The 18,776-nt window shown below is 63.7% G+C and carries 14 protein-coding genes; 9 read left to right on the top strand and 5 right to left on the bottom strand.

Annotated features, from left to right (window positions below; genetic code table 11):
• From BN1313_RS07215 to BN1313_RS07205, 3 genes are read left to right on the top strand one after another with little or no spacing between them, the layout of a single operon-like run.
• Positions 1 to 2,664 carry a PD-(D/E)XK nuclease family protein gene (locus tag BN1313_RS07215; protein ID WP_176695934.1) on the top strand — a complete coding sequence of 888 codons (2,664 nt, stop codon included), beginning with the start codon at positions 1 to 3 and terminating at the stop codon, positions 2,662 to 2,664.
• A complete protein-coding gene (locus BN1313_RS07210; RefSeq protein ID WP_091738383.1) occupies positions 2,664 to 6,065 on the top strand; it encodes a UvrD-helicase domain-containing protein in 3,402 nt (1,133 codons plus the stop codon). Before BN1313_RS07215 ends, BN1313_RS07210 begins: the two co-directional genes overlap by 1 nt.
• A gap of 19 nt (positions 6,066 to 6,084) precedes the next feature.
• A complete protein-coding gene (locus tag BN1313_RS07205; RefSeq protein WP_218054328.1) occupies positions 6,085 to 6,957 on the top strand; it encodes a DEAD/DEAH box helicase family protein in 873 nt (290 codons plus the stop codon).
• Here BN1313_RS07205 and istB read toward each other — a convergent pair.
• The 3 genes from istB to BN1313_RS07190 all read right to left on the bottom strand — a co-directional run bounded on the left by istB (position 6,890) and on the right by BN1313_RS07190 (position 9,652).
• Positions 6,890 to 7,627 carry an IS21-like element helper ATPase IstB gene (istB, locus tag BN1313_RS07200; protein ID WP_091738380.1) on the bottom strand — a complete coding sequence of 246 codons (738 nt, stop codon included), beginning with the start codon at positions 7,625 to 7,627 and terminating at the stop codon, positions 6,890 to 6,892. The genes BN1313_RS07205 and istB overlap by 68 nt on opposite strands.
• Entirely contained in the window at positions 7,624 to 9,174 is a 1,551-nt protein-coding gene (istA, locus tag BN1313_RS07195) for an IS21 family transposase (protein ID WP_091738377.1), read from the bottom strand. Before istA ends, istB begins: the two co-directional genes overlap by 4 nt.
• A 223-nt stretch (positions 9,175 to 9,397) precedes the next feature.
• Positions 9,398 to 9,652: a helix-turn-helix domain-containing protein gene (locus BN1313_RS07190; protein WP_091742480.1), complete on the bottom strand. Its 255-nt coding sequence runs from the start codon at positions 9,650 to 9,652 to the stop codon at positions 9,398 to 9,400.
• Between the two features lie 38 nt (positions 9,653 to 9,690).
• On the opposite strand from BN1313_RS07190, the gene BN1313_RS07185 reads away from it, so the two are divergent.
• The 3 genes from BN1313_RS07185 (at position 9,691) to BN1313_RS07175 (ending at position 11,545) form a co-directional block, all read left to right on the top strand.
• Entirely contained in the window at positions 9,691 to 10,146 is a 456-nt protein-coding gene (locus BN1313_RS07185) for a helix-turn-helix domain-containing protein (RefSeq protein ID WP_176695933.1), read from the top strand.
• 2 nt (positions 10,147 to 10,148) lie between these two features.
• Positions 10,149 to 10,532 (top strand): hypothetical protein, encoded by a 384-nt coding sequence (locus BN1313_RS07180; protein WP_091738373.1) that lies wholly within the window; start codon positions 10,149 to 10,151, stop codon positions 10,530 to 10,532.
• A 431-nt stretch (positions 10,533 to 10,963) separates the two neighbouring features.
• Positions 10,964 to 11,545 (top strand): class I SAM-dependent methyltransferase, encoded by a 582-nt coding sequence (locus BN1313_RS07175; RefSeq protein WP_165118089.1) that lies wholly within the window; start codon positions 10,964 to 10,966, stop codon positions 11,543 to 11,545.
• 450 nt (positions 11,546 to 11,995) lie between these two features.
• Here BN1313_RS07175 and BN1313_RS07170 read toward each other — a convergent pair whose 3' ends face one another.
• A complete protein-coding gene (locus BN1313_RS07170) occupies positions 11,996 to 12,904 on the bottom strand; it encodes an LppY/LpqO family protein (RefSeq protein WP_218054327.1) in 909 nt (302 codons plus the stop codon).
• 69 nt (positions 12,905 to 12,973) lie between these two features.
• Positions 12,974 to 14,230 carry a chromate transporter gene (locus BN1313_RS07165; RefSeq protein ID WP_141653097.1) on the bottom strand — a complete coding sequence of 419 codons (1,257 nt, stop codon included), beginning with the start codon at positions 14,228 to 14,230 and terminating at the stop codon, positions 12,974 to 12,976.
• 157 nt (positions 14,231 to 14,387) lie between these two features.
• On the opposite strand from BN1313_RS07165, the gene BN1313_RS07160 reads away from it, so the two are divergent.
• From BN1313_RS07160 to BN1313_RS07150, 3 genes are all read left to right on the top strand, one after another.
• On the top strand, positions 14,388 to 15,338 hold the full coding sequence (locus tag BN1313_RS07160) for a chromate resistance protein ChrB domain-containing protein (RefSeq protein WP_176695932.1): 951 nt from the start codon (positions 14,388 to 14,390) through the stop codon (positions 15,336 to 15,338).
• Positions 15,256 to 15,744 (top strand): Rap1a/Tai family immunity protein, encoded by a 489-nt coding sequence (locus BN1313_RS17080; RefSeq protein WP_425414997.1) that lies wholly within the window; start codon positions 15,256 to 15,258, stop codon positions 15,742 to 15,744. The genes BN1313_RS07160 and BN1313_RS17080 overlap by 83 nt, the downstream gene beginning before the upstream one ends.
• 360 nt (positions 15,745 to 16,104) lie before the next feature.
• Positions 16,105 to 18,759: a DEAD/DEAH box helicase gene (locus tag BN1313_RS07150; RefSeq protein WP_245620224.1), complete on the top strand. Its 2,655-nt coding sequence runs from the start codon at positions 16,105 to 16,107 to the stop codon at positions 18,757 to 18,759.
• Positions 18,760 to 18,776 lie beyond the last annotated feature (17 nt).

Here is an 18,776-nt window from a genome sequence, read left to right as displayed (position 1 = left end):
ATGACCACCCTTTCTAACCGGCGGACCATCGTCGCCCATGGCCGTTTGGCGATGCGCGAGTTGCGCCTCGACGCGGCGCGGCAGCGCCGACACGGCGTGCAGATCATGTCATTTGAACAACTCGCGGTCCGTCTGGCCGGCGGCTTCGCCCGTCCGATCGATGACGAGTGTTTGCGAACCGCGATCCAGGCCGTGCTGCCGGACACGACCCTCGGAGAGCTGGAAAGCATCAAGCTGCTTCCTGGCATGGTCGATGCGGCGGCCGACACCCTCCATAAGGCGTGGCGGGCCGGTATCGACTTGGCCGCTCGCGCCGGGGATCATCCTCGGCTCGACTCGATCGCGCGCCTGGAAGCTGCGGTTCTAGCCCAGTTGCCGCCCGGTATGATGCGTCCTACCGATCTCGTGGCCCGCGCATTGGAGCGCGTTGCTCATGCTCATGCGGTTTTGGGTCCGCTCGAGATCGTCGGTATCACCGAGCTTTCGCCGTGCTGGCGTCCGCTCCTGCAGGAGCTCACCGCACATACTTCGGTGAGCTGGACAGCCGGCCCTCGGCCGACCCCGCCGTGGCTGGACGCGTTCGACGTCACGATCAATCGGGCAGACCCAACCGCTCCGGCAATCAGCACGGTCAGCGCCGCGACTGCCTATCACGAGGCGATCGAGGCCATTCGATGGGCGCGGGGCCTGATGGCTTCAGGCGAAGCGGAGCCCGCCGACATCGCGATCGCGGCCGCATCGACCGGTGACTATGACGATCACCTCCTCGCCCTGCGCGCCGATGCGAACCTGGATCTTCACTTCGTCCACGGCATCAAGGTCACGACAACCCGGGATGGTCAGGCGGCTGCGGCGCTCGCGGATCTCCTCATTCGCGGCTTCTCGCAGACCCGGATGCGTCGGCTCGCATCGTTGTGCGGTTCGGAAACCGGCCCGTTTGCCGGCTTGCCGCAGGGCTGGCTGCGGGTCCTGCCGACCGACGCGCCGCTGGCTTCGCCGGCATCTTGGCACCGCTTGCTGGACCGGCTGACCGCCGACGACTGGCCCGACGCGACGGATCATACGCCGACCTTGCGTGGCATCATTGATTTGTTGGCGAAGGGACATCCGACAGCCGACGAGATCGGCGCAGCCTTTCTGTCCGGACGCGCCCTGGCGATCTGGCGCAAGGCACTGCTGGCTGGACCATCCGGGTCGCTCGATGCGACCCTGGACAGCCTGAAACAGGATGACGGGCTTGAGGCCTGCGTTTCCGTGGCCTGGATGCCCGCAAGCGCCTTGGCGGCTTCGCCGCGCCGTTTCGTTCGGCTCATCGGCATGAATTCATCGCGCTGGCCGCGCGGCATTTCCGAAGATCGTCTGATTTCCGATCACATCATTCCAACCGCTGAGCTGGACCCGCTGCCGGTCGGCGCGGCGGATCGGCGAGATTTTGAGACCATCCTCGCCACGACGAGCGGTCAGATCGTCATGTCGCGCGCTCGCCGCGACAGCGAAGGCCGCTTGCTGGGGCGCAGCGCGCTGCTCGGTCCGGCATCTGAGGAGATCTACATCCGGCGCAATGCGGTTCCGGCTCACGCATTCAGCGAGACCGATCGATTGATGGCACGACCCGATGAGTTCGCGCGGGACAGCCAGGCCATCAGCGCCACCACGGCTTGGCGCAACTGGCATCGCAAGGAGATTACACCGCACGATGGACTGGTTCGCGCTGACCATCCTCTCCTGCAGGCCATCCTCGGCCGGACTCAATCGGCCAGTTCGCTTCGTCTGCTGCTCCGCAGCCCGCTGGGCTTTGTATGGCGCTACGGGATGCGCCTGCGCACCCCAGAGAGCGGCGCGGACCCGCTTGTCCTTGATGCATTGGCCATGGGCGACCTGGTTCACATGACACTCGATCTGGCGCTTGCGACGCTTGAAAAGGGCGGCGGCCTTGCCGCGGCTGACGAAGCGCAGATCGCTGGCGCCGTGCAGGATGCTGCTGCCAGGATCGCGGTCGTGTGGGAAAGCGAACGAGCGGTCCCACCGGCGCTCATCTGGCGACGGACGCTCGACGACGCCCGGATTCTTACCACGCGCGCCCTGACGTACGGCGACGAGCATCTGCCCGACGCCCGTTCTTTTGGCGAAGTCGCCTTCGGCGGCGCCACGCCCAAGGCGGACACCGCCAGCCCGTGGGATTCGCAGACACCCGTCGAAATCCCCGCAACCGGCTTTCGCATCGCCGGCTATATTGATCGCCTGGACATTGCCGGAGACGGCAAGCGCGCGCTCGTTCGTGATTATAAGACCGGACGGCCGCCCAAGGACGACATCAGTCTCGATGGTGGCCGCGAGTTGCAACGCTGCCTCTATGCCTTCGCCGTCAAGGCCCTTCTTGGCGACGACGTGTCGATCAGTGCATCGCTGCTCTTTCCGCGCGATCAGGTCGACTTCCAACTCGGCGACCCGGAAGCGACGCTCACCGAGATCACCGGCTATTTGCAAGCCGCTCGGGCGAACCTTCAATCCGGCCAGGCGCTCATCGGTCCCGACACCGGCGGCGCCTACGACGATCTAGCGTTCGCCCTGCCGGCCAATGCGGGCGCCACCTACTGCAAACGAAAACTGCCCGCCGCGACCGAAGCTTTCGGCGATGCTGCGCTGGTCTGGGAGGCACAGTGATGACCGCTGCTACCAACACACTGCGCGATGACGCCGCACGCCGCACCGCCATCGGCGTCCATGATCGCTCGATCCTGGTTGAAGCCGGCGCAGGCTCCGGCAAGACAGCCGTGATGGCCGGCCGCATCGCCGCCATGCTCGCCGAGGGCATCGCGCCCAAGTCGATCGCAGCCGTCACCTTTACGGAATTGGCAGCCAGCGAGTTGCTGATCCGCGTTCGCGACTTCGTCGCCGACCTCGCGGCCGGCACAATTCCGACCGAGTTGCGCATCGCATTTCCCGACGGCCTGTCAGCCAACCACAGCGCGAACCTTGCGGCCGCCGCATCGGTCATCGACGAGATCACCTGCTCGACAATCCATGGCTTCTGCCAGCGGCTGATCAAGCCCTACCCGGTCGAGGCGGACATCGATCCCGGCGCGAGCGTGATGGACCGCAATCAAGCCGATCTCGCCTTCATCGAAATCGTCGAGACGTGGCTGCGCGAACAGCTCTCGGGCGGTGAAGGCGGCATCATCGCGGAAATGGTGCTGCACAATCCCGGCGAAACCGTGGGCTTGATCCACAAGATCGTCGCCAACATGCGCAAACGCAGGACCGTCTCCGCGCCGCCGGTCAGCGGCCTGGCCCCGCACCTGACCGCTTTTCATCACGCCGTCGATGGTTTGATGGAGTTCATCCGCACCGCACCAGCGGTGGAGGAAGAAACCGCCATGCTCGCCGAGCGCTTCGCCGGAATGGCGGCAGGGCTCGACAGCGGGCCGGTCATCGAAACGCCAGTCGGCTTGGTGCGATTGCTGGTTACACAGCCGCATCCCGACCTCTGCACCAAAACCGGCTCGTTCCTTGCCTACAAGAAGAAAGGCAAATGGGTCGAAGCCGCCAAGCGCGAAGGCTTGGCCAAGACCGAAGGCGAACGGCTGAACATCGCGGCGGATGCGCATTACGCCGCGTGCTGCCAAGCCTGGCAGGATCTGGTCCAGAACGTCGCCAGTCGCGTCCTGTGCGACCTCATCGCTCAGGTACAGCCTGTGCTGGCCCGTTTCCGGGACTACAAGCGTTCGGCCGCCCAGCTCGATTTCGACGATCTGATCTTCGCGGCGCGCGATCTTTTGCGCGATCACGACGATGTCCGACGGTCCCTCGCCGACCGCTTCGCCCACGTCCTTGTCGACGAGTTTCAGGATACTGACCCGCTTCAGACGGAAATCTTCTGGCGCCTCTGCGGCGAGCCGCCGGCCGGGGTCGCGAGCGCAGACTGGAGCGCCTTCACGATCCGTCCCGGCGCGCTCTTCCTCGTCGGTGATCCCAAGCAGGCGATCTATCGCTTCCGCGGCGCCGATGTCAGCGCCTATGTCCGGGCGCGCGATGCCTATCTCGCGCAGGACCCTGACAGCGTCCTGGCGATCTCTACCAATTTCCGTTCCTGCGCGCCGATCCTGACCTATGTGAACGACCGCTTCGAGGCGCTGCTTTCGAGCGAGGGCCAACCCGGCTTCACGGCGCTCGATCCCTTTCACGCCGATCGCGGCGAGGCCCTTTGCGTTGCGGCTCTCGACGTCGCCGTTGCCGATGAGAACGGCAAGGCCTCAGCCGAGCAACAGCGCGACGGTGAAGCCGACGCGATCGCCCAAATGTGCGCCCGGCTAATTGGCAGTGAGATGATCCTCGATCGTCGCTCCGGCGCTAGTCGACCTTGCCGGCCAGGCGACATCGCGTTGCTTGCGCCCACCGGCAGTGATCTTTGGCGATACGAGGAGGCGCTCGAACGTCACGGCATCCCGGTAGCCACGCAGGCAGGCAAAGGCCTGTTCCGCCGCCAGGAGATCCAGGATCTGATCGCGCTGACCCGTGTTCTCGCCGACCGCCGTGACACGCTCGCCCTCGGGGCATTGCTGCGCGGCCCGCTCGTCGGTCTGACCGAAGAAGAACTGCTCGACATCATCTGGGCGCTTCCTCGTGCCGAAGACGATCCCGAACGGCTGCCCCGCCTCGACCTCGGCGTTGAGCTCGAGCATATCGCGCATCCGCTGGCCCGATCGACCATCGAGACGCTACAGGCGCTCTATCGTCAAACCAACAGCACCACGCCGCACGACCTTTTGTCGCAAGCGATCGACGCGCTGCGGGTCCGTCCCATCCTGCTGGAGCGCCATCGCGGCCAAGCAGAGCGCGCGCTTGCAAACGTCGATCTCTATCTCAGCCTGACGACGTCCTTTGCTGTTCGCGGTCTGCGCGCTTTCGCCGAGACGATGACAGCGGCGTGGACCGATGAGGCCCGGGCGGTCGAGGGACGGCCCGATGCTCAGGAAGAGGCCGTGGCGCTCTACACGATGCACGCGGCCAAGGGCCTTGAATGGCCGATCGTCGTCCCGATCAACACGATGACCGGCATCATGGCGCCCGAAAGCGCCGTGACCGACCGCGACAGCGACACCTTCTATTGCCCGGTGTTTGGGGTGAAGCCTATTGGCTATGACGCTGCGCGAGACGCCGAGAAGGCCGAACTCGACCGCGAGCGCATCCGGTTGTGGTATGTCGCAGCAACGCGCGCCCGCGAGCTTCTAGTGCTTCCGCGCCTCGATGCGGCGCAATCGAAATCGGCATGGATTTCGCTTCTGGATCTTTCGCTTGCCGAACTGCCGGCGCTCGATCTGTCGCATTTGCCGCCCGAGCTCGACCTTGCGGCAGGCGGCGAGGCCAACGACCAGACCAGGGATGATTTTGCCGCTGAAGCGGCATCGATCGTAGCGCGACAGCGTCGCCTGATCTGGCTTGCGCCAAGCCGCGACGAAAGCGCCGATGGACCGGTTTTGACCCCGGAAGCGGCAGAAATCTGGGCAGCGTCGGAGGCCGGTCAGCCCGATGACGAGGCGGTGCGCCCCAATGTTCAGGGCGGCCGAGAAAGGGGCCTGATCCTGCACAAGCTGCTGGAAGAGGTCCTGACCGGCGAGACGCCGGACGATGCTGGAGCCCTCAGCGAGCGCGCACGAGCGCTCATCGGGGAGATCGGCAGGCCCGTCATGGCAGACCCTTCTCAGGGCCTTTCTCCAGACGAGCTTGCCGGTTGCGTGGTCCGCACATTGGCGCTCCCCGAGATCGCGGAGTTGCGTCCGACGTTGGTGCCCGAGCTGGCGGTCTATGCAGCGGTCGACGTTGACGGCGTCGAACAGGCGACTGTGGGAATCGCTGACGCCACCAGCTTCGACAACGCGGGTCGGCCAACCGTTGTGATCGACTGGAAAAGCGATGTGCAGCCGACAGCCGAAACCCTCAATCACTATCGCGCGCAGGTGCGAGCCTATCTCGACATGACGGGGACTGAGCGCGGCCTGATTGTCCTCGTCACGACAGGGCAGGTCATCGCCGTCACGCCCACAACCGCGCCCTTGGCCGCCTGAAGAGAAGGGAACGGACGCCATGCTGACGCGAGCGACCGCCAAGGCGCCCGAACAGGATGATCTGTTCAGCGAGGAGGTGACGCTTCTGTTCCCGGCTCTGCTGGCGCTGGAAGGCAGACTTCTGGGCAGCGCTGTGCGTCAGCAGGCGGTTCCCTCCGCTCTAACCCCATGCCGCCTGAAGCCGTTCACGGTTCGGCGGGTAAGCGGCTTTGAGACGAACCTGAAAAGCGGCGAGACGCTCAAAATCATTAGCGCCAAAACAGCAGCCTCGCTCGATGCCGACCTCGTCCTGCTTGTCCCCGGCGCGACAACGGCCCAATCCATCCGTGAGGCGCTCGAACGTGGTGAAGGGCGTTGGCTGCATCCAAAGCCGATCGATCCGGCAGCATTGGGTGCCCAGGCTATGATGCAACGGCTGACCGGGGTTACGGCATCCTGGGAGGATGCGTTCCATCTGCGCGAAGGTCGTGCGGCCACAGATGACAAGCCGCTCTATCCGGGATTACGGCGGCCGCAGATCGGTGCCCTTCACGCCTCGCTTGCCCATGCGACGCGCTCGACGGACCCCGCCACGATCGTCATGCCGACCGGCACGGGCAAGACGGAGACCATGCTTGCGCTCAATGCGCGTCAGCGGTTTGATCGCTTGCTCGTCGTGGTTCCGACGGATGCGCTGCGCGAGCAGATCGCTGCGAAGTTCGAGACGTTTGGCGTCCTTAGAGGGAGCCACAAAGCTGGGCGCCGGATGACGAGCACGCTGGTCAGCGGCGGACTCCGCAGCCGGACGGCCCGCGGCGCCGGCTGGGCGCCGCGGGCTCCTGGAATCACGCCACCGGCGAGGTCAGTCGGCGCATCGATTCACCAGACAGCTGGATCCGGTGACTGGTGTTGACCATCCGATCGAGAACGGCATCGGCCACCATCGGATTGTCGATGTAGCCGTGCCAGTCCTTGAACGGGAGTTGGCCCGCCAGCAGGATTGAGGCCGATCGGGTTCGGGCGTCCACGATGTCCAGCAGGTGGTGCTTGCCCGACTCCGTCAGAGGCGTCAGGCCGAAGTCGTCCAGGATCAACAGGTCGAAGCGGGCGATCGCCGTGCGCAGGCGGTTCATGCTGCCGTCCTGATGGGCGATCGCCATGTCCTCCAACAGTTGATGGGTGCGATAGTACCGAACCGTCAGACCGACGCGGGCGGCATGACCGCCAAAGGCGCACGCCAGATGGGTCTTCCCGGTCCCTGTTGCGCCCGTCAGGATCAGATTTTCGGCTTGGCGCACCCAGGTACAGGTCAGAAGCTCGGCCATCTGGGCCCGGTCCAGGTTTCGTGCGGAGCGGTAGTCGATGTCTTCGGCCGCGGCAGGGATCTTCAGTCGGGCGGCTTTCAGGATGCGTTTCAGGCGACGGTCGTCACGATACGCCGCTTCAGCCTGCAAGAGGTGCATTAGCCGATCGTGGAACGGTAGATCGGCGAACGCCGGCGTGGCCGCGTGATGCTCGACCGCTTCCACCATGCCGTTGAGGCCGAGGTCGCGGAGTTTGTCGATGATGTGGGTGGTGTTCATGACTCGTCTCCGGCGAAATAGTCGGGACCGCGCACGTTCTCATTCGTCGCGGCAGCGGCTGTTTTGGGCGTGATGAAGTCTGCCGGGTCCGTGAACTCCAGATTCCGATCCAGGACATTGCGCACATGGGCCAGTCGGGGTTCGCCGCACCGCACGGCGCGGGCGCAGGCTGCTTCCAGCCTCACCGGACCGACGCGGTGCGCCAAGGCCCGAAACGAGCGATAGACGGCGGTCTTGGCCGCGCCGAAGAACGGACGCCCAGCTTCGCCCTGGACCACAGCCTGAACACCGGGCCCATGCAGACGGGACCATAGGACAAGATCTTCGTCCTCCCCCGCGCGCCGCGCCAAATGGTTAGGTGGCATATGGGCTGGATCAGTCGAGGCCTCGCCCGCTACGGCCAGGCGCGGGTGGACGCCTACCGGCTTCCCGTCGTGCCAGATCTCGACCGTGGCGGCGTTCGCGCGCACATCAACCCGCTGCCCGATCAGGGTATGCGGCGCCGAGTATCGGCGCTGATCGTGCATGACGTGATAGTCTGGTCCGAGGAGCAGCTGACGCCTGACCTCGAAGAAGGCGAACGGCTCCGCCTGGAGAGGCCGCAACGCCGGACGGTCCAACTGCTCGAACAGAGTGGTGCGAGACTCTCCCGGCGCGCGCCGCAGCGCCTTGGTGTTGAGGCGGATGAGCAGGCTGGCCAGCAAGGCGTTCATCTCACCGAGCGACATCGCCGGGCGATCTGCGAGGGCCAACCGCAACAGGCGCTGAATCAGCTTCACGCCGATCTCCACCTTCGCCTTGTGCGTGGGACTGTAAGCCTTGGCGGGGCGTGCGATCGTTCCATGATGGTCGCAAAAGGCTTGAAACGTCGGATTGATCTCAGGCGCCTGTCCGCGCTTGTGGGAAATCACAGCGGCCTTGAGGTTGTCGGAGATGATCACCTGCGGGACGCCGCCGAAGAACCGAAGCGCCTGCTCGTTCGCCCAGATCCAGTCGCCCGCACGCTGTGAACGGGTGACGCAGGCGAAGGTGTAGTCAGAGGCGGGCAGCACCGCGACGAACAGTTCGAACGGGACCCGGTCGGCGGGGTCATCGTCTCGCCCGCGCGGCCGAAGCCCGGCGAAATCGACCATCATGGTTTCGCCAGGCCGGTGGCGCTGTCGCATGATCGGATGAGCCGCCACGTTGTATTCTCGGAATTTGCGGCAGTAATCGCGATAGGAGATGGTCGGCTGGTCGCCCGCCGTCTCGACGTAGGTGTCGTGCAAATCCTTGAGATGGTGGCCGGCCTTGACCTTTACGGCCACGGCCGCCCAGTCTGGCTGCAACTGTCCAATGGCCATCGGCGCCGATCGGCCCGCATTGAAGAGGCGCATCAGATCGCTGTCAGAAAGTGCGCAAAGGCCTTCGCATGTCAGGGACATCTCCAGGGCAAGCGAGCGGTAGCGAGCGACGGTCGTGTAGGAACAGCAGATCATGCGGCCGATCTGCCGATTGCCGTAGGCCGTGGTGAGGATGAGGCGCAGCAGGCCTCGCGGGTCGAACATGGAAGCTCCCGTTGTTCAATTCTTGATGATGGGAGCCTGAAAGGGGCGCGCGCGTCGGCGGTCTCCGTCGCGCTGACGCGACGGAGATTCCTTGACGGCGATGACGCTTTCGGGGAGATTGGCGGGGTCGCTGTGGAAACGACGAACCAATCTTCCGAAAGGGCCTGCGCTTTTGCCGAGCGCGGGCCTTTTCACTTTCAGGCGTGGATTGTGTGAAGCTTGATCAGGGGACGGGCATGGCGGTCTCCTTGTGGTGATCAGCCGATCCACTGCGGTAGCGGTCAGGCCAAATTTCTTCCGGACGCTGTCCCAGCGCGTCGGCGATGGCTTGCTCGACACGCCGCGAGCGCCTGAAACCGCGCGACACTATGGACACCGTGGAGGGCGTCACAGCCAGCGACCGGGCAATGTCCGACAGGCTGATGCGTTTGAGACTCAAAGCGGACTTGATCCGTGCATGCCTTTTGTCGTCTATCATCGCCTTGGCTCCATCTTGTGCGGCTAAAGGACCATAGTGTGCGAAATTCCAACTCCGCAACCATCAATGATCCAGACCCTGGCATCGCCCGGCGGCTGATCGCCGTGCGGCAGCAAAGTGGTCTCAATCAATCCGCCTTCGCAGCCCGGCTCGGTTTCCCCCGCCGCACCTATCTGGGATGGGAGCGCGGTGAGTCTGATCCTCCGATCTGGCTGCTGGACGCTCTGCACCAGGAGTTCGGCATCGACCCTCACTGGCTGCTGCACGGCCCCGGTGATCGGCCACGCCAATATGGCGCCGGACTCGATTGGGCCCGGTTTGGCCGCCTGCTTGTGGCCGTAGATCGCGAGGCTCGGGCGGCGGGCCTGGCGCCGAGACCCGAACAGATCTGCGAGTTGACCCGCGCGGTCTTCGAAGGCGCGCCTGAAGATGAAAAGGACGCCATCGAACGTCTGGCGCTGACCTTCAAAACAATGAAGAACCGGAATCGCTGACCATGGACGAAGACGTGCGCGTGGTTCCCTTTCCGAATCAGACGCAAACCCCGGAGGTTCAGCGGGAGGATGCCGTGGCGGACGCACTGGAGCGGGTCGGCGATATCCCGGTTGCGAAGGTGGAGGCGGTCGCCGCACTCGAGCGAAGGCCGAACTGGCCGGCGATCATCACCTTCATAGCGATCTCAATGCTCTCGTTGTCGGTAGCGGTCTTTTCGACGGGGGCGGATGATGTCCTACGCATGGGCGCGGCCATGGCGTTGGTGATCTCTATTCTGACGGGCGGGCTGGCCGTTCTGTATCGCCATGCACCGACGTTCTGGCGGCCCGGCATTGAACATACCGATCGTGTTGTGGATGACGGCGTTCAATCGCCTACGCCGTAGTCATAGCGAGCACCATGGGCGACCAGAATCCGACTCCCCGTCGAAGCCCGCAGCCGGTTCCCTCGCAGGGCGGTCCCGCCAACTTTCCAGCCCCAGGAGGGCCGAGGCGCACGGATCCGCACAGGACGATGATCTCGTCGCCGAATCCGAGGTGATCGAGACATTTGTGAAGTATCCCTCGATCATCGCCCGCGCCGCAGGTCTCGCATCCGAGATCTGACTGGCGGAATTCGAGCAGGAAGCGCAGATGATGGTCGCGCTGAGTGCGCCCGTGAGCTTCGGCAACCGCACTCTCATCCTCTTCGCATCGAAGTGGCTCCCTATCCCTTGACGAACGTCATCATATGGCGTCCGGAAGTTTAGTTCCCTAGCTTCACAAGCAAGGCTCAGGAGGGCGGCGGTGTCTAATCAAACGCATTGGGAAACCGTTTATGAACAAGGCGGTGGAAGAGGTCAGCTGGTATCGACCCCATCTTGAGGTTTCGCTACGGCTCATTGCAGACTCTGCGCCATCCGCCAGCAGCGCGATCATTGACGTGGGCGGCGGAGAAGCGACGCTGGTCGATGATCTCGTCGCGCAGGGCTACAGCGACGTCACGGTCCTCGACATCTCCCCGGCGGCGATTGACGTGGCGAAGTCCCGTCTGGGTATGTCCGCCGCCGCGGTGCATTGGATCACCGGCGACATTACGGCTGTTGAGCTGGAACCGGCTCGCTACGATGTCTGGCACGACCGGGCCGTCTTCCACTTCCTGACCAGCGCAGGCGACAGAGCCGCATATGTTCGGCAGATCGCCCGCTCTGTCAGGCCCGGGGGCCACGTGATTGTCGCGACGTTCGGGCCGGACGGTCCGGACAAGTGCAGCGGCCTGGACGTAGTCCGCTACGACGCCGAACATCTTCACGGCGAGTTTGGGCCGAAGTTCCGTCTCCTGGACAGCGTTAGGGAGTTGCACGAGACGCATTGGGGTACGAATCAGCAGTTCATGTATTGCCTCTGTCGGATGGAGTGAGAGGCCAACCCGCCCCAGCGCGCCGCTTCGGCCCTGATCGGACTGAACGCCAGCGGCAAGGCCCCGGCCCTCGCCGTGCCGGTCGAGATGACGGTGCTCCAGTTCCACCCTTGTTCGCCGCCCGCCTTCGGCGATAAGACGAACCTCCCCCACGTCGCTCGATCACGCCCGATCTGTCTCTCGATATGCCAGCGCGGGGAGATAAAAGCGCTATGTCGCTCGTCGTTTTCAAACCGCGCAAGCCCTCGACAGCCGAACACAGCCGCGGGCGGAGGCGCAGGGCCTCGGCGTCAAACGCGGAGATCGGTTCACATGGAGAGCTCATCATTTCACCCGTTCATCACCGCCCCCAGTTGAGGCTGGCCGGAGCAAGTTCACAGGAACGGCGCGCCCCATCAAAGGCGTGATACAAGTGAAGATTGATGTCGCCTGAGGACGACGAGATGCCTTCTACGAGCCCTTCTGCACGGCCAGCGCCGCGTTGACTCCCTGGGCCAAGTCCTCTGCGGGTCCCTTGCCCCAATAGTGGACGAAATAGAACGCGGGGGTCTCCCCAATCATGTGATTGTGCAAAGCCACGACATGGATGTCTCCGGCCCGTAACGACCGGAGCACCGGCTGCACCTCCTCAGCGGTCATGATGAAGTCCCCGGCCACAGTCGCCATCGCGGTGCTTCCGGAGAAGGCCGCCCACGTCGTCAATCCCATCGATCCTCCGACTTCGACGCCATGCATGCGACCCGTGCGCGGCAAGGTGAACTTGACCACGCCACCGTTCAGCTCGGGATCGACTTCGAAATAGCGCCGCAATGAAGCGACATCGAACTCTCCGGCAACGGTCGGGGTGGATCCAGGAAAGCGTCGTCGAGGTGTCGGCGTCTCCGCACGAACGGCTCGAATGGCGTCCCACACGGCCTTCACCCCGGTGGCCAGGTCGTGCGCCGGCCCCGTGCCGCCGACGTGCATGAAATAGACGGGCGGATCGTCGAAGATGAAGTGATTGTGCAGGCCGGTGACCTGCAGCCCGGCGGCGAAGGCGGCGTCCATGGCGGCCGTGATCTCGTCCTCGAACACCACGGTGTCGCCCATCAGCATGACATTGTCGTCGCCGTGCGCTTTGAAAGCGGCCCAGGAACCCAAACCGGCGGCCGGCGCGAGGGGGGCGCCGTCCACTATCACCGGGACATCGGTTCGCGACCAGGCGATGCGCACGACACCGTCGGGAGCCACGGTCGCCTGTACGCCGGCCGCGGACGAGATGACCTCCCGCTTGTCGGATTGGGCAGCGCCCTTGGTCGCTATCGCCGTCGGCGATAGCGCCATGACTGCCAGGATCTGGACCATATGTCTGCGGTTCATCGCACGCTCCGTTTCTTAACTGACTATTCGATGCTTGGGGGACTTACGATAGTTGCAGTCGGCCACGCTTTAACTCGCCGGAGCGAAAAAGACCCAACCCGCTAACCCGGCGGCGGCCAACGCGACCACGACGTTGAGCTTATTCTTCCATGTGTAGAGCAACGCCAAAGCGACCGCGAAGATAGACACGCCAATGATCAGATCCGGGACGCGCTGGGCTGTGACCGTCGCCAAGTCGATCGTCGTAGCGGCGATGAGGCCAACCACGCCGGCTGAGACGCCTGCCAAAAAGGCATGCAGCCGCTTGGCTTCCAGCACCGATTCCAAACGGTCGTAGAGGATCAGCGAAAATGCGAATGCCGGGAGGAATATTCCGACGGTCATGGCTACGGCGCCGAGCGGTCCGCCGCCGAAATAGCCGACGAAAGTTGCGAAGATGATCAGAGGCGCCGGCAGGATGCCCGACAGCGCCAAGCCATCCAGAAATTGGCCATCGTTCATCCAACCTTGACCCACGGCGTCGTTGCGAACGAACGGGATCGCGGTGTAGGCGCCGCCGAAAGTGAGGAGGCCGGCCTTCAAGCCGGAAACGAACAACAGCCAAACGGGCGCTTGGCCGGGGTCACCGATCGCCGTTTGGACCTCTGGCGTTGCGGCATCGGGCGCCAAGAGCGTTACCAGAATCGTCAGAGCCGTCGCCCCGGCGGCGACAAGCGCAGCGAATACTCGCAGGCCGAGCGCCCATAGCGCGTAGATCGCCCCGGAGGCCGGAAGGGTGATCCAGAACGGAGCGCCGGCGAAGGCTGCCAGGCCGCAGATGATGGCGAGCATCCACAGGCGACCGTCCAGCAGGATATGCTTTCCGATCCGATGGACGGCGGCGACGATCAACGCGATCACCGCCGCCTGAATCCCCAGGAACGCCGCGCCGAGCGCTGTGTCGATCAGGGCGATACGGAAATAGAGCCATGACAGCGCCATCATGAGGAGAAAGCCGGGAAGCATGAAGCCCAGGCCAGCGAGGATGCCCCCGAGTCTTCCCTTGGCGCGCATCCCCAGGTGGACGCAGAGTTCGTGCGCCTCGGGGCCCGGCAGCACCTGCATCACTGCCAGCAGCCTGTTGAAGCGCTCGCTGGAGATCCAGCGCTCGTCGTCGACCAGTTCACGGCGCACCATGGCGATCTGTGCGACCGGACCGCCCCAGGCCAGCAAGCCGAACCTTAGAAACCGAATGAACAACTGCGCATGCGTCAGGTTGGGCGGCGCGGCCTCCGGGCGCGGTTCCGAGAGATCGACCGTCGTATTGATGTCCGTTCCGGCGCTCATGCCGCTAGGCCCGGAGTCGCGCCAGGGACCTCGATCCGACCAGACCAACTTCCAGTTTCAGGTGACCAATCGCAGGCGACCCAGGTCATACCACCTCCTCAACTTGCTAGCTCGTTCACCTGTATCATTTGTGGTCATTGAATGATACACCTTGTATATGATTTCGTTCCCCGGCTCGCGCGCCCCTTGGCTGCTGTTGATCCACCAACTGCCCGCCAAGCCCGCCTATCTGCGCGTCAAAGTCTGGCGGCGGCTGCAGGCGATCGGGGCGACTCCGCTGAAGAACGCCGTTCACGCGCTACCGCTTCGCGACGACACGGCAGCTCTGTTCGACGACCTGCTGCGCGAGATCACCGAGGGCGGGGGTGAGGCCATCATTTTGGAGGCTGCGCTGGTCGGTGGCTTGGGAGACGCGGACGTGCGAGCCCTGTTCGATGCGGTTCGCGATTCCGATTACGAGGACCTCGCCCGCGAGGCGCGCACGATCGACGACGGGCAGGTCGCCCGCGAGATTGTTCGCCTGCGCGCGCGTCTGGCCGAAATCGCGGCCATCGACTATTTCGGCACCCACGGCCGGCAAGCTGCCGAAGCGGCGCTCGCAGACCTGGTGACGCGCTCGACGCGGCACCCTGACGTCAGTTCGACGTGTCAGGCGGTGATCGCGACCGCCGACCTGAGACAGCGGGTCTGGATCACCCGGCGCGGCATCCATGTCGATCGTATCGCGTCGGCCTGGCTGATCCAGCGCTTCATCGACCCCGAAGCGACTTTCAAGTTCGTCGACGGCCAAGGCTACGAGCCTGCCGCGGACGAACTCAGGTTTGACATGGCGAATGCCGAGTTCACCCACGAAGGCGAGCGCTGCACCTTCGAGACGCTGCTCGTGCGGACACAACTCGACAATGATACCGCGCTGGTCGCGATCGGCGAAATCATTCACGACCTCGACATCGCTGACAGCCGCTTCAATCGGCCGGAGACGGCCGGCCTGGGCGCCCTCATCGCCGGAATTTGCGCCCGAACGGATGATGACAACGAACGGCTGGCGGAGGGAACCGCCGCGCTTGAACAGTTTTACGCCTATTTCAGCAGAGGGCGAAAGGCGTGAACTGCGAGCTCTGCATGAAAGTTCTCGTAACAGGTTTGACCCAAGGAGGCCGAAGATTATGAACCTCGGTATTTTCTACTTTTCGCTCGCAAGCTTAGTTGTCTCACCGGGATCGGGCGTGACTCAAGATGTTCCGCCTTCCGCAACCGGCTCCGCCCTTTTGGAGCAATGCAGACGCGGGGCGCCCGAGTGCGGAGCCTATCTGCAGGGTATGCTCGATGAGTTGATCGTCCGTCGCGCCGTGTGCGGCGCCCCGAGATATGACCGTCAGCGTCTCCGCCAAGCTTATCTGCGCTGGGCCGAATCAGAGACTTATCTCAGAGGCAAGCACATGGCGGCCGGAGCCAACGAGGCGTTGACTAAGGCGTGGCCTTGCGCTCGGCAGATCGATCCCAGCTCCAGCTGAGGGCCTGTTTGAGCCTGCCGACTTGGGCATGCTCGACACGGGCGTGGGCGGGATTATCGCCCTGATCTTCCTGCGGTCGGCAATCCGTGTATTGCGCGAGGCGTTGCCCGCGCGGCCGAGGGCTGGCGCGAGCTGATACACCGGTTCTGTTCGCGCCGTTAGCGGACCTTCCGAACGTCAAGAGCTGACACCAAGTAAGTTGATCAGCGCCAAGATTTCTTCTGACTACGGTTCGATCCCGCGAACGGGCGACTGAGCTTTGTCGAATAGCTCTGTCGCCCGTTCACTACTGCCAAAAACATGCCCAGCGTGGCTCGAGGCGCCCACTCGTTCTGACCGCAGGAGTCCAGTTCGTTGGCGGTGTGCATCCTGAAGGCACAGTCGTGTCTCGACGTCTCTGCGCTATTTCCCGTGGTCACCCGGCTCACCCGCATCCCGACCTCGATCGCCGAAGTTGATCAGATCTTCGACAGCGCCAATGTCATCGTCACCACCATGCATATTGCCGGCCGCGCCGAACCGCCGATTCAGGAGCATATGGCGACCCGAGCCTCGGCGCTCTTCATCGATGAGGCACACCACATCGGGGCTCGCACCTGGGCATCCTTTCGCGGACTGTTCGCCGAACGCACGCCGCCCATTCCGGTCGTCCAGTTCACTGCCACACCGTTCCGCGAAGATGGCCGCCGCGTCGACGGGGAGTTCATCTATACCTATCCGCTGAAGAAGGCGCAGCAGGAGGGGTATTTCAAGCCGATCCGGTTCGAGGCGGTGTTCGGACTCGATCAGCTCGACGCAGACCAGGCGATCATCGACAAGCTGGGTGACGTGCTCGCCGCCGATCTGCATGCCGGCCTCAATCATCTGGCGATGGCCCGGTGCAGCACCATTGAGCGCGCCAAGCATCTCCATCGCCTCTACACGCTTGCCTACCCGGACTACCGACCCGTCATCGTTCACAGCCAGCAGTCGCTTAAGGAGCGTCGCGAGAATCTTGCCGCTTTGCGACGGTTCGAGAGCCGGATCATCGTCTGCGTCGACATGCTCGGTGAGGGCTTTGACCTACCGGAGTTGAAAATCGCGGCGCTGCACGATCATCACAAGAGCGTCGCAGTCACGATCCAGTTCGTCGGCCGCTTTACACGCCAGGATCCCAGGTTGGGAGACGCCACGGTCATTGCCAACACCGGCGTCGATGACGTGGATCGTTCGCTCGCCAAGCTCTATGCAGAAGATGCAGACTGGAATGCGCTGGTGGAGGCCCTCAGTTCGGCAAAGATCGAGCGTCAGGTACGCCGGGCCGAGATGTTCAAGGGGTTCTCCGGCGATCTGAGCGACATCCCGCTCCAGACGCTTGAGCCAAAGATGAATGCCGTGGTCTACCGCACGGCCTGCGACGCCTGGGACCCGTTCCAGGCCGAAGAGCTCTACGACGCCGGGGTCTATCTCGGCATGAAGCTCAACGCTCACAAACGCGTGGCGATCTTCGTGACGCGCGCCGAAGAACAGGCCCGTTGGACCACCGCGCAACAAGCGGTCAACGTGACCTGGGACCTGCACATGCTGCACTGGGATCAGGCTAGCGGACTGCTCTACATCAGCAGTTCCGCAAAGGGGCCTTTTGATCGTCTCGCCAAAGCGGTGTGCGGCGAGACCGCCCGCCGCGTCGAAGGCGAAGAAGTGTTTCGCAGCCTCCATGGGTTCAAGCGACTCATTCTGCGCAATCTCGGACTGACCCATCACCAGGGCCGCGGGGTTCGCTATTCCATGTACATGGGCGTCGACGTCGCCGACGGTCTCGACAGCGCAAAGTCCCAATCGAGGATCAAGAACAACATCTTCGCCACGGGCTTTCTCGACGGGATGCCCGCATCGCGCGGCTGCTCCGCCAAAGGCAAGTTCTGGTCGAGCGCGAAGGTTCGCGACCTCACCGATTGGGTTGATTGGTGTCAGGATGTCGGTCGCACGGTCAACGACCCGAGCATCACGACCGATGGGGTCTTCAAGAGCGCGATGCGCCCCCGCCAGATCAACGAGCGCCCGACCGTACCACCCGTCGCGATCCACTGGCCTGAATCATTGATCATGCAGATCGAAGAACGCATCGAGATCTCGTTCGGCGATCAACCGGTCTCGTTCACCGAATGCGATATAGAGCTGCTCGGCAATGCCCGCACGGGACCGCTGCGTTTTGCGGTCCGTAGCGACGATCATTCGGCCGAGTTCGAGATCGTGTTCAGCGATGGCGGCGCCCGCTATCCGCAGCGCAGTGGTCCCAAGGCCTCGATCAAGATCGGCAGCAAGATCCAGTCGCTTGCGGAATCCTTTGCCGACGACTCGCCTCAGATTGATTTCGGCGATGGCTCGCTGCTCATCTACAGCCACCTCTACAGCCTGCCGGAAGGCGAGACGGTCGAGCCCTACCCGGTGGCCAAGATCGAAGCCTGGGACTGGTCGAAAGCCAATATCCGCATCGAATCGCAGGGCACGGCCAAGCGCGCAGACTCCGTCCAGCGCACGGTGATCGAGGCCCTGCTAACGGACCCCGATCCCTATGACGTGATCTTCGACGATGACGGCAAGGGCGAGATCGCAGACGTCGTCGCCCTGCGGATTACCGACAGCGTCGTTTCAGCCACCCTGTTCCACTGCAAATATTCCGGGGCCGATACGCCGGGCGCGCGGCTCAGCGACCTGTACGAGGTTTGTGGACAGGCGCAGAAATCGGCGCGTTGGCGCGACCGCCCCAATCGAATGCTGCAGCATATGCTCAAGCGTGAGCAGAAGCGTCGTGACAGAGGTCTCAGCTCTCGGATCGAAACGGGCTCTGCGGCCGCGATCAAGAAGCTGAAGGCGGGGTGGCAGGATTATCGGTTCGAATATGACGTTCGGATCGTGCAACCTGGCCTATCGCGCAAAGCCATCGGGGAAGAGGGCCTCCACCTATTGGCCGGCGTCGAGACCTACCTGCTCGAAACTCGCGGAATGCGCCTTCGTGTCATAGGCAGCGACTGACAATCGATCACTAAGGG

Origin of the sequence: Phenylobacterium immobile (ATCC 35973) (assembly GCF_001375595.1) — a bacterium.
GTDB classification, from domain to species: domain Bacteria; phylum Pseudomonadota; class Alphaproteobacteria; order Caulobacterales; family Caulobacteraceae; genus Phenylobacterium; species Phenylobacterium immobile.
The sequence above is the reverse complement of the archived record's forward strand: the minus strand, read 5'-3'. Positions and strand labels throughout refer to the sequence as shown.

Coding starts and splice junctions, on each gene's coding strand:
- BN1313_RS07180 (WP_091738373.1), top strand. CDS start 10,149: ATGGACGAAGACGTGCGCGTGGTTCCCTTTCCGAATCAGACGCAAACC.
- BN1313_RS07165 (WP_141653097.1), bottom strand. CDS start 14,230: ATGAGCGCCGGAACGGACATCAATACGACGGTCGATCTCTCGGAACCG.
- BN1313_RS07205 (WP_218054328.1), top strand. CDS start 6,085: ATGCTGACGCGAGCGACCGCCAAGGCGCCCGAACAGGATGATCTGTTC.
- BN1313_RS07170 (WP_218054327.1), bottom strand. CDS start 12,904: ATGAACCGCAGACATATGGTCCAGATCCTGGCAGTCATGGCGCTATCG.
- BN1313_RS17080 (WP_425414997.1), top strand. CDS start 15,256: ATGATGACAACGAACGGCTGGCGGAGGGAACCGCCGCGCTTGAACAGT.
- BN1313_RS07215 (WP_176695934.1), top strand. CDS start 1: ATGACCACCCTTTCTAACCGGCGGACCATCGTCGCCCATGGCCGTTTG.
- BN1313_RS07210 (WP_091738383.1), top strand. CDS start 2,664: ATGACCGCTGCTACCAACACACTGCGCGATGACGCCGCACGCCGCACC.
- istB (WP_091738380.1), bottom strand. CDS start 7,627: ATGAACACCACCCACATCATCGACAAACTCCGCGACCTCGGCCTCAAC.
- BN1313_RS07160 (WP_176695932.1), top strand. CDS start 14,388: ATGATTTCGTTCCCCGGCTCGCGCGCCCCTTGGCTGCTGTTGATCCAC.
- BN1313_RS07175 (WP_165118089.1), top strand. CDS start 10,964: ATGAACAAGGCGGTGGAAGAGGTCAGCTGGTATCGACCCCATCTTGAG.
- istA (WP_091738377.1), bottom strand. CDS start 9,174: ATGTTCGACCCGCGAGGCCTGCTGCGCCTCATCCTCACCACGGCCTAC.
- BN1313_RS07190 (WP_091742480.1), bottom strand. CDS start 9,652: ATGATAGACGACAAAAGGCATGCACGGATCAAGTCCGCTTTGAGTCTC.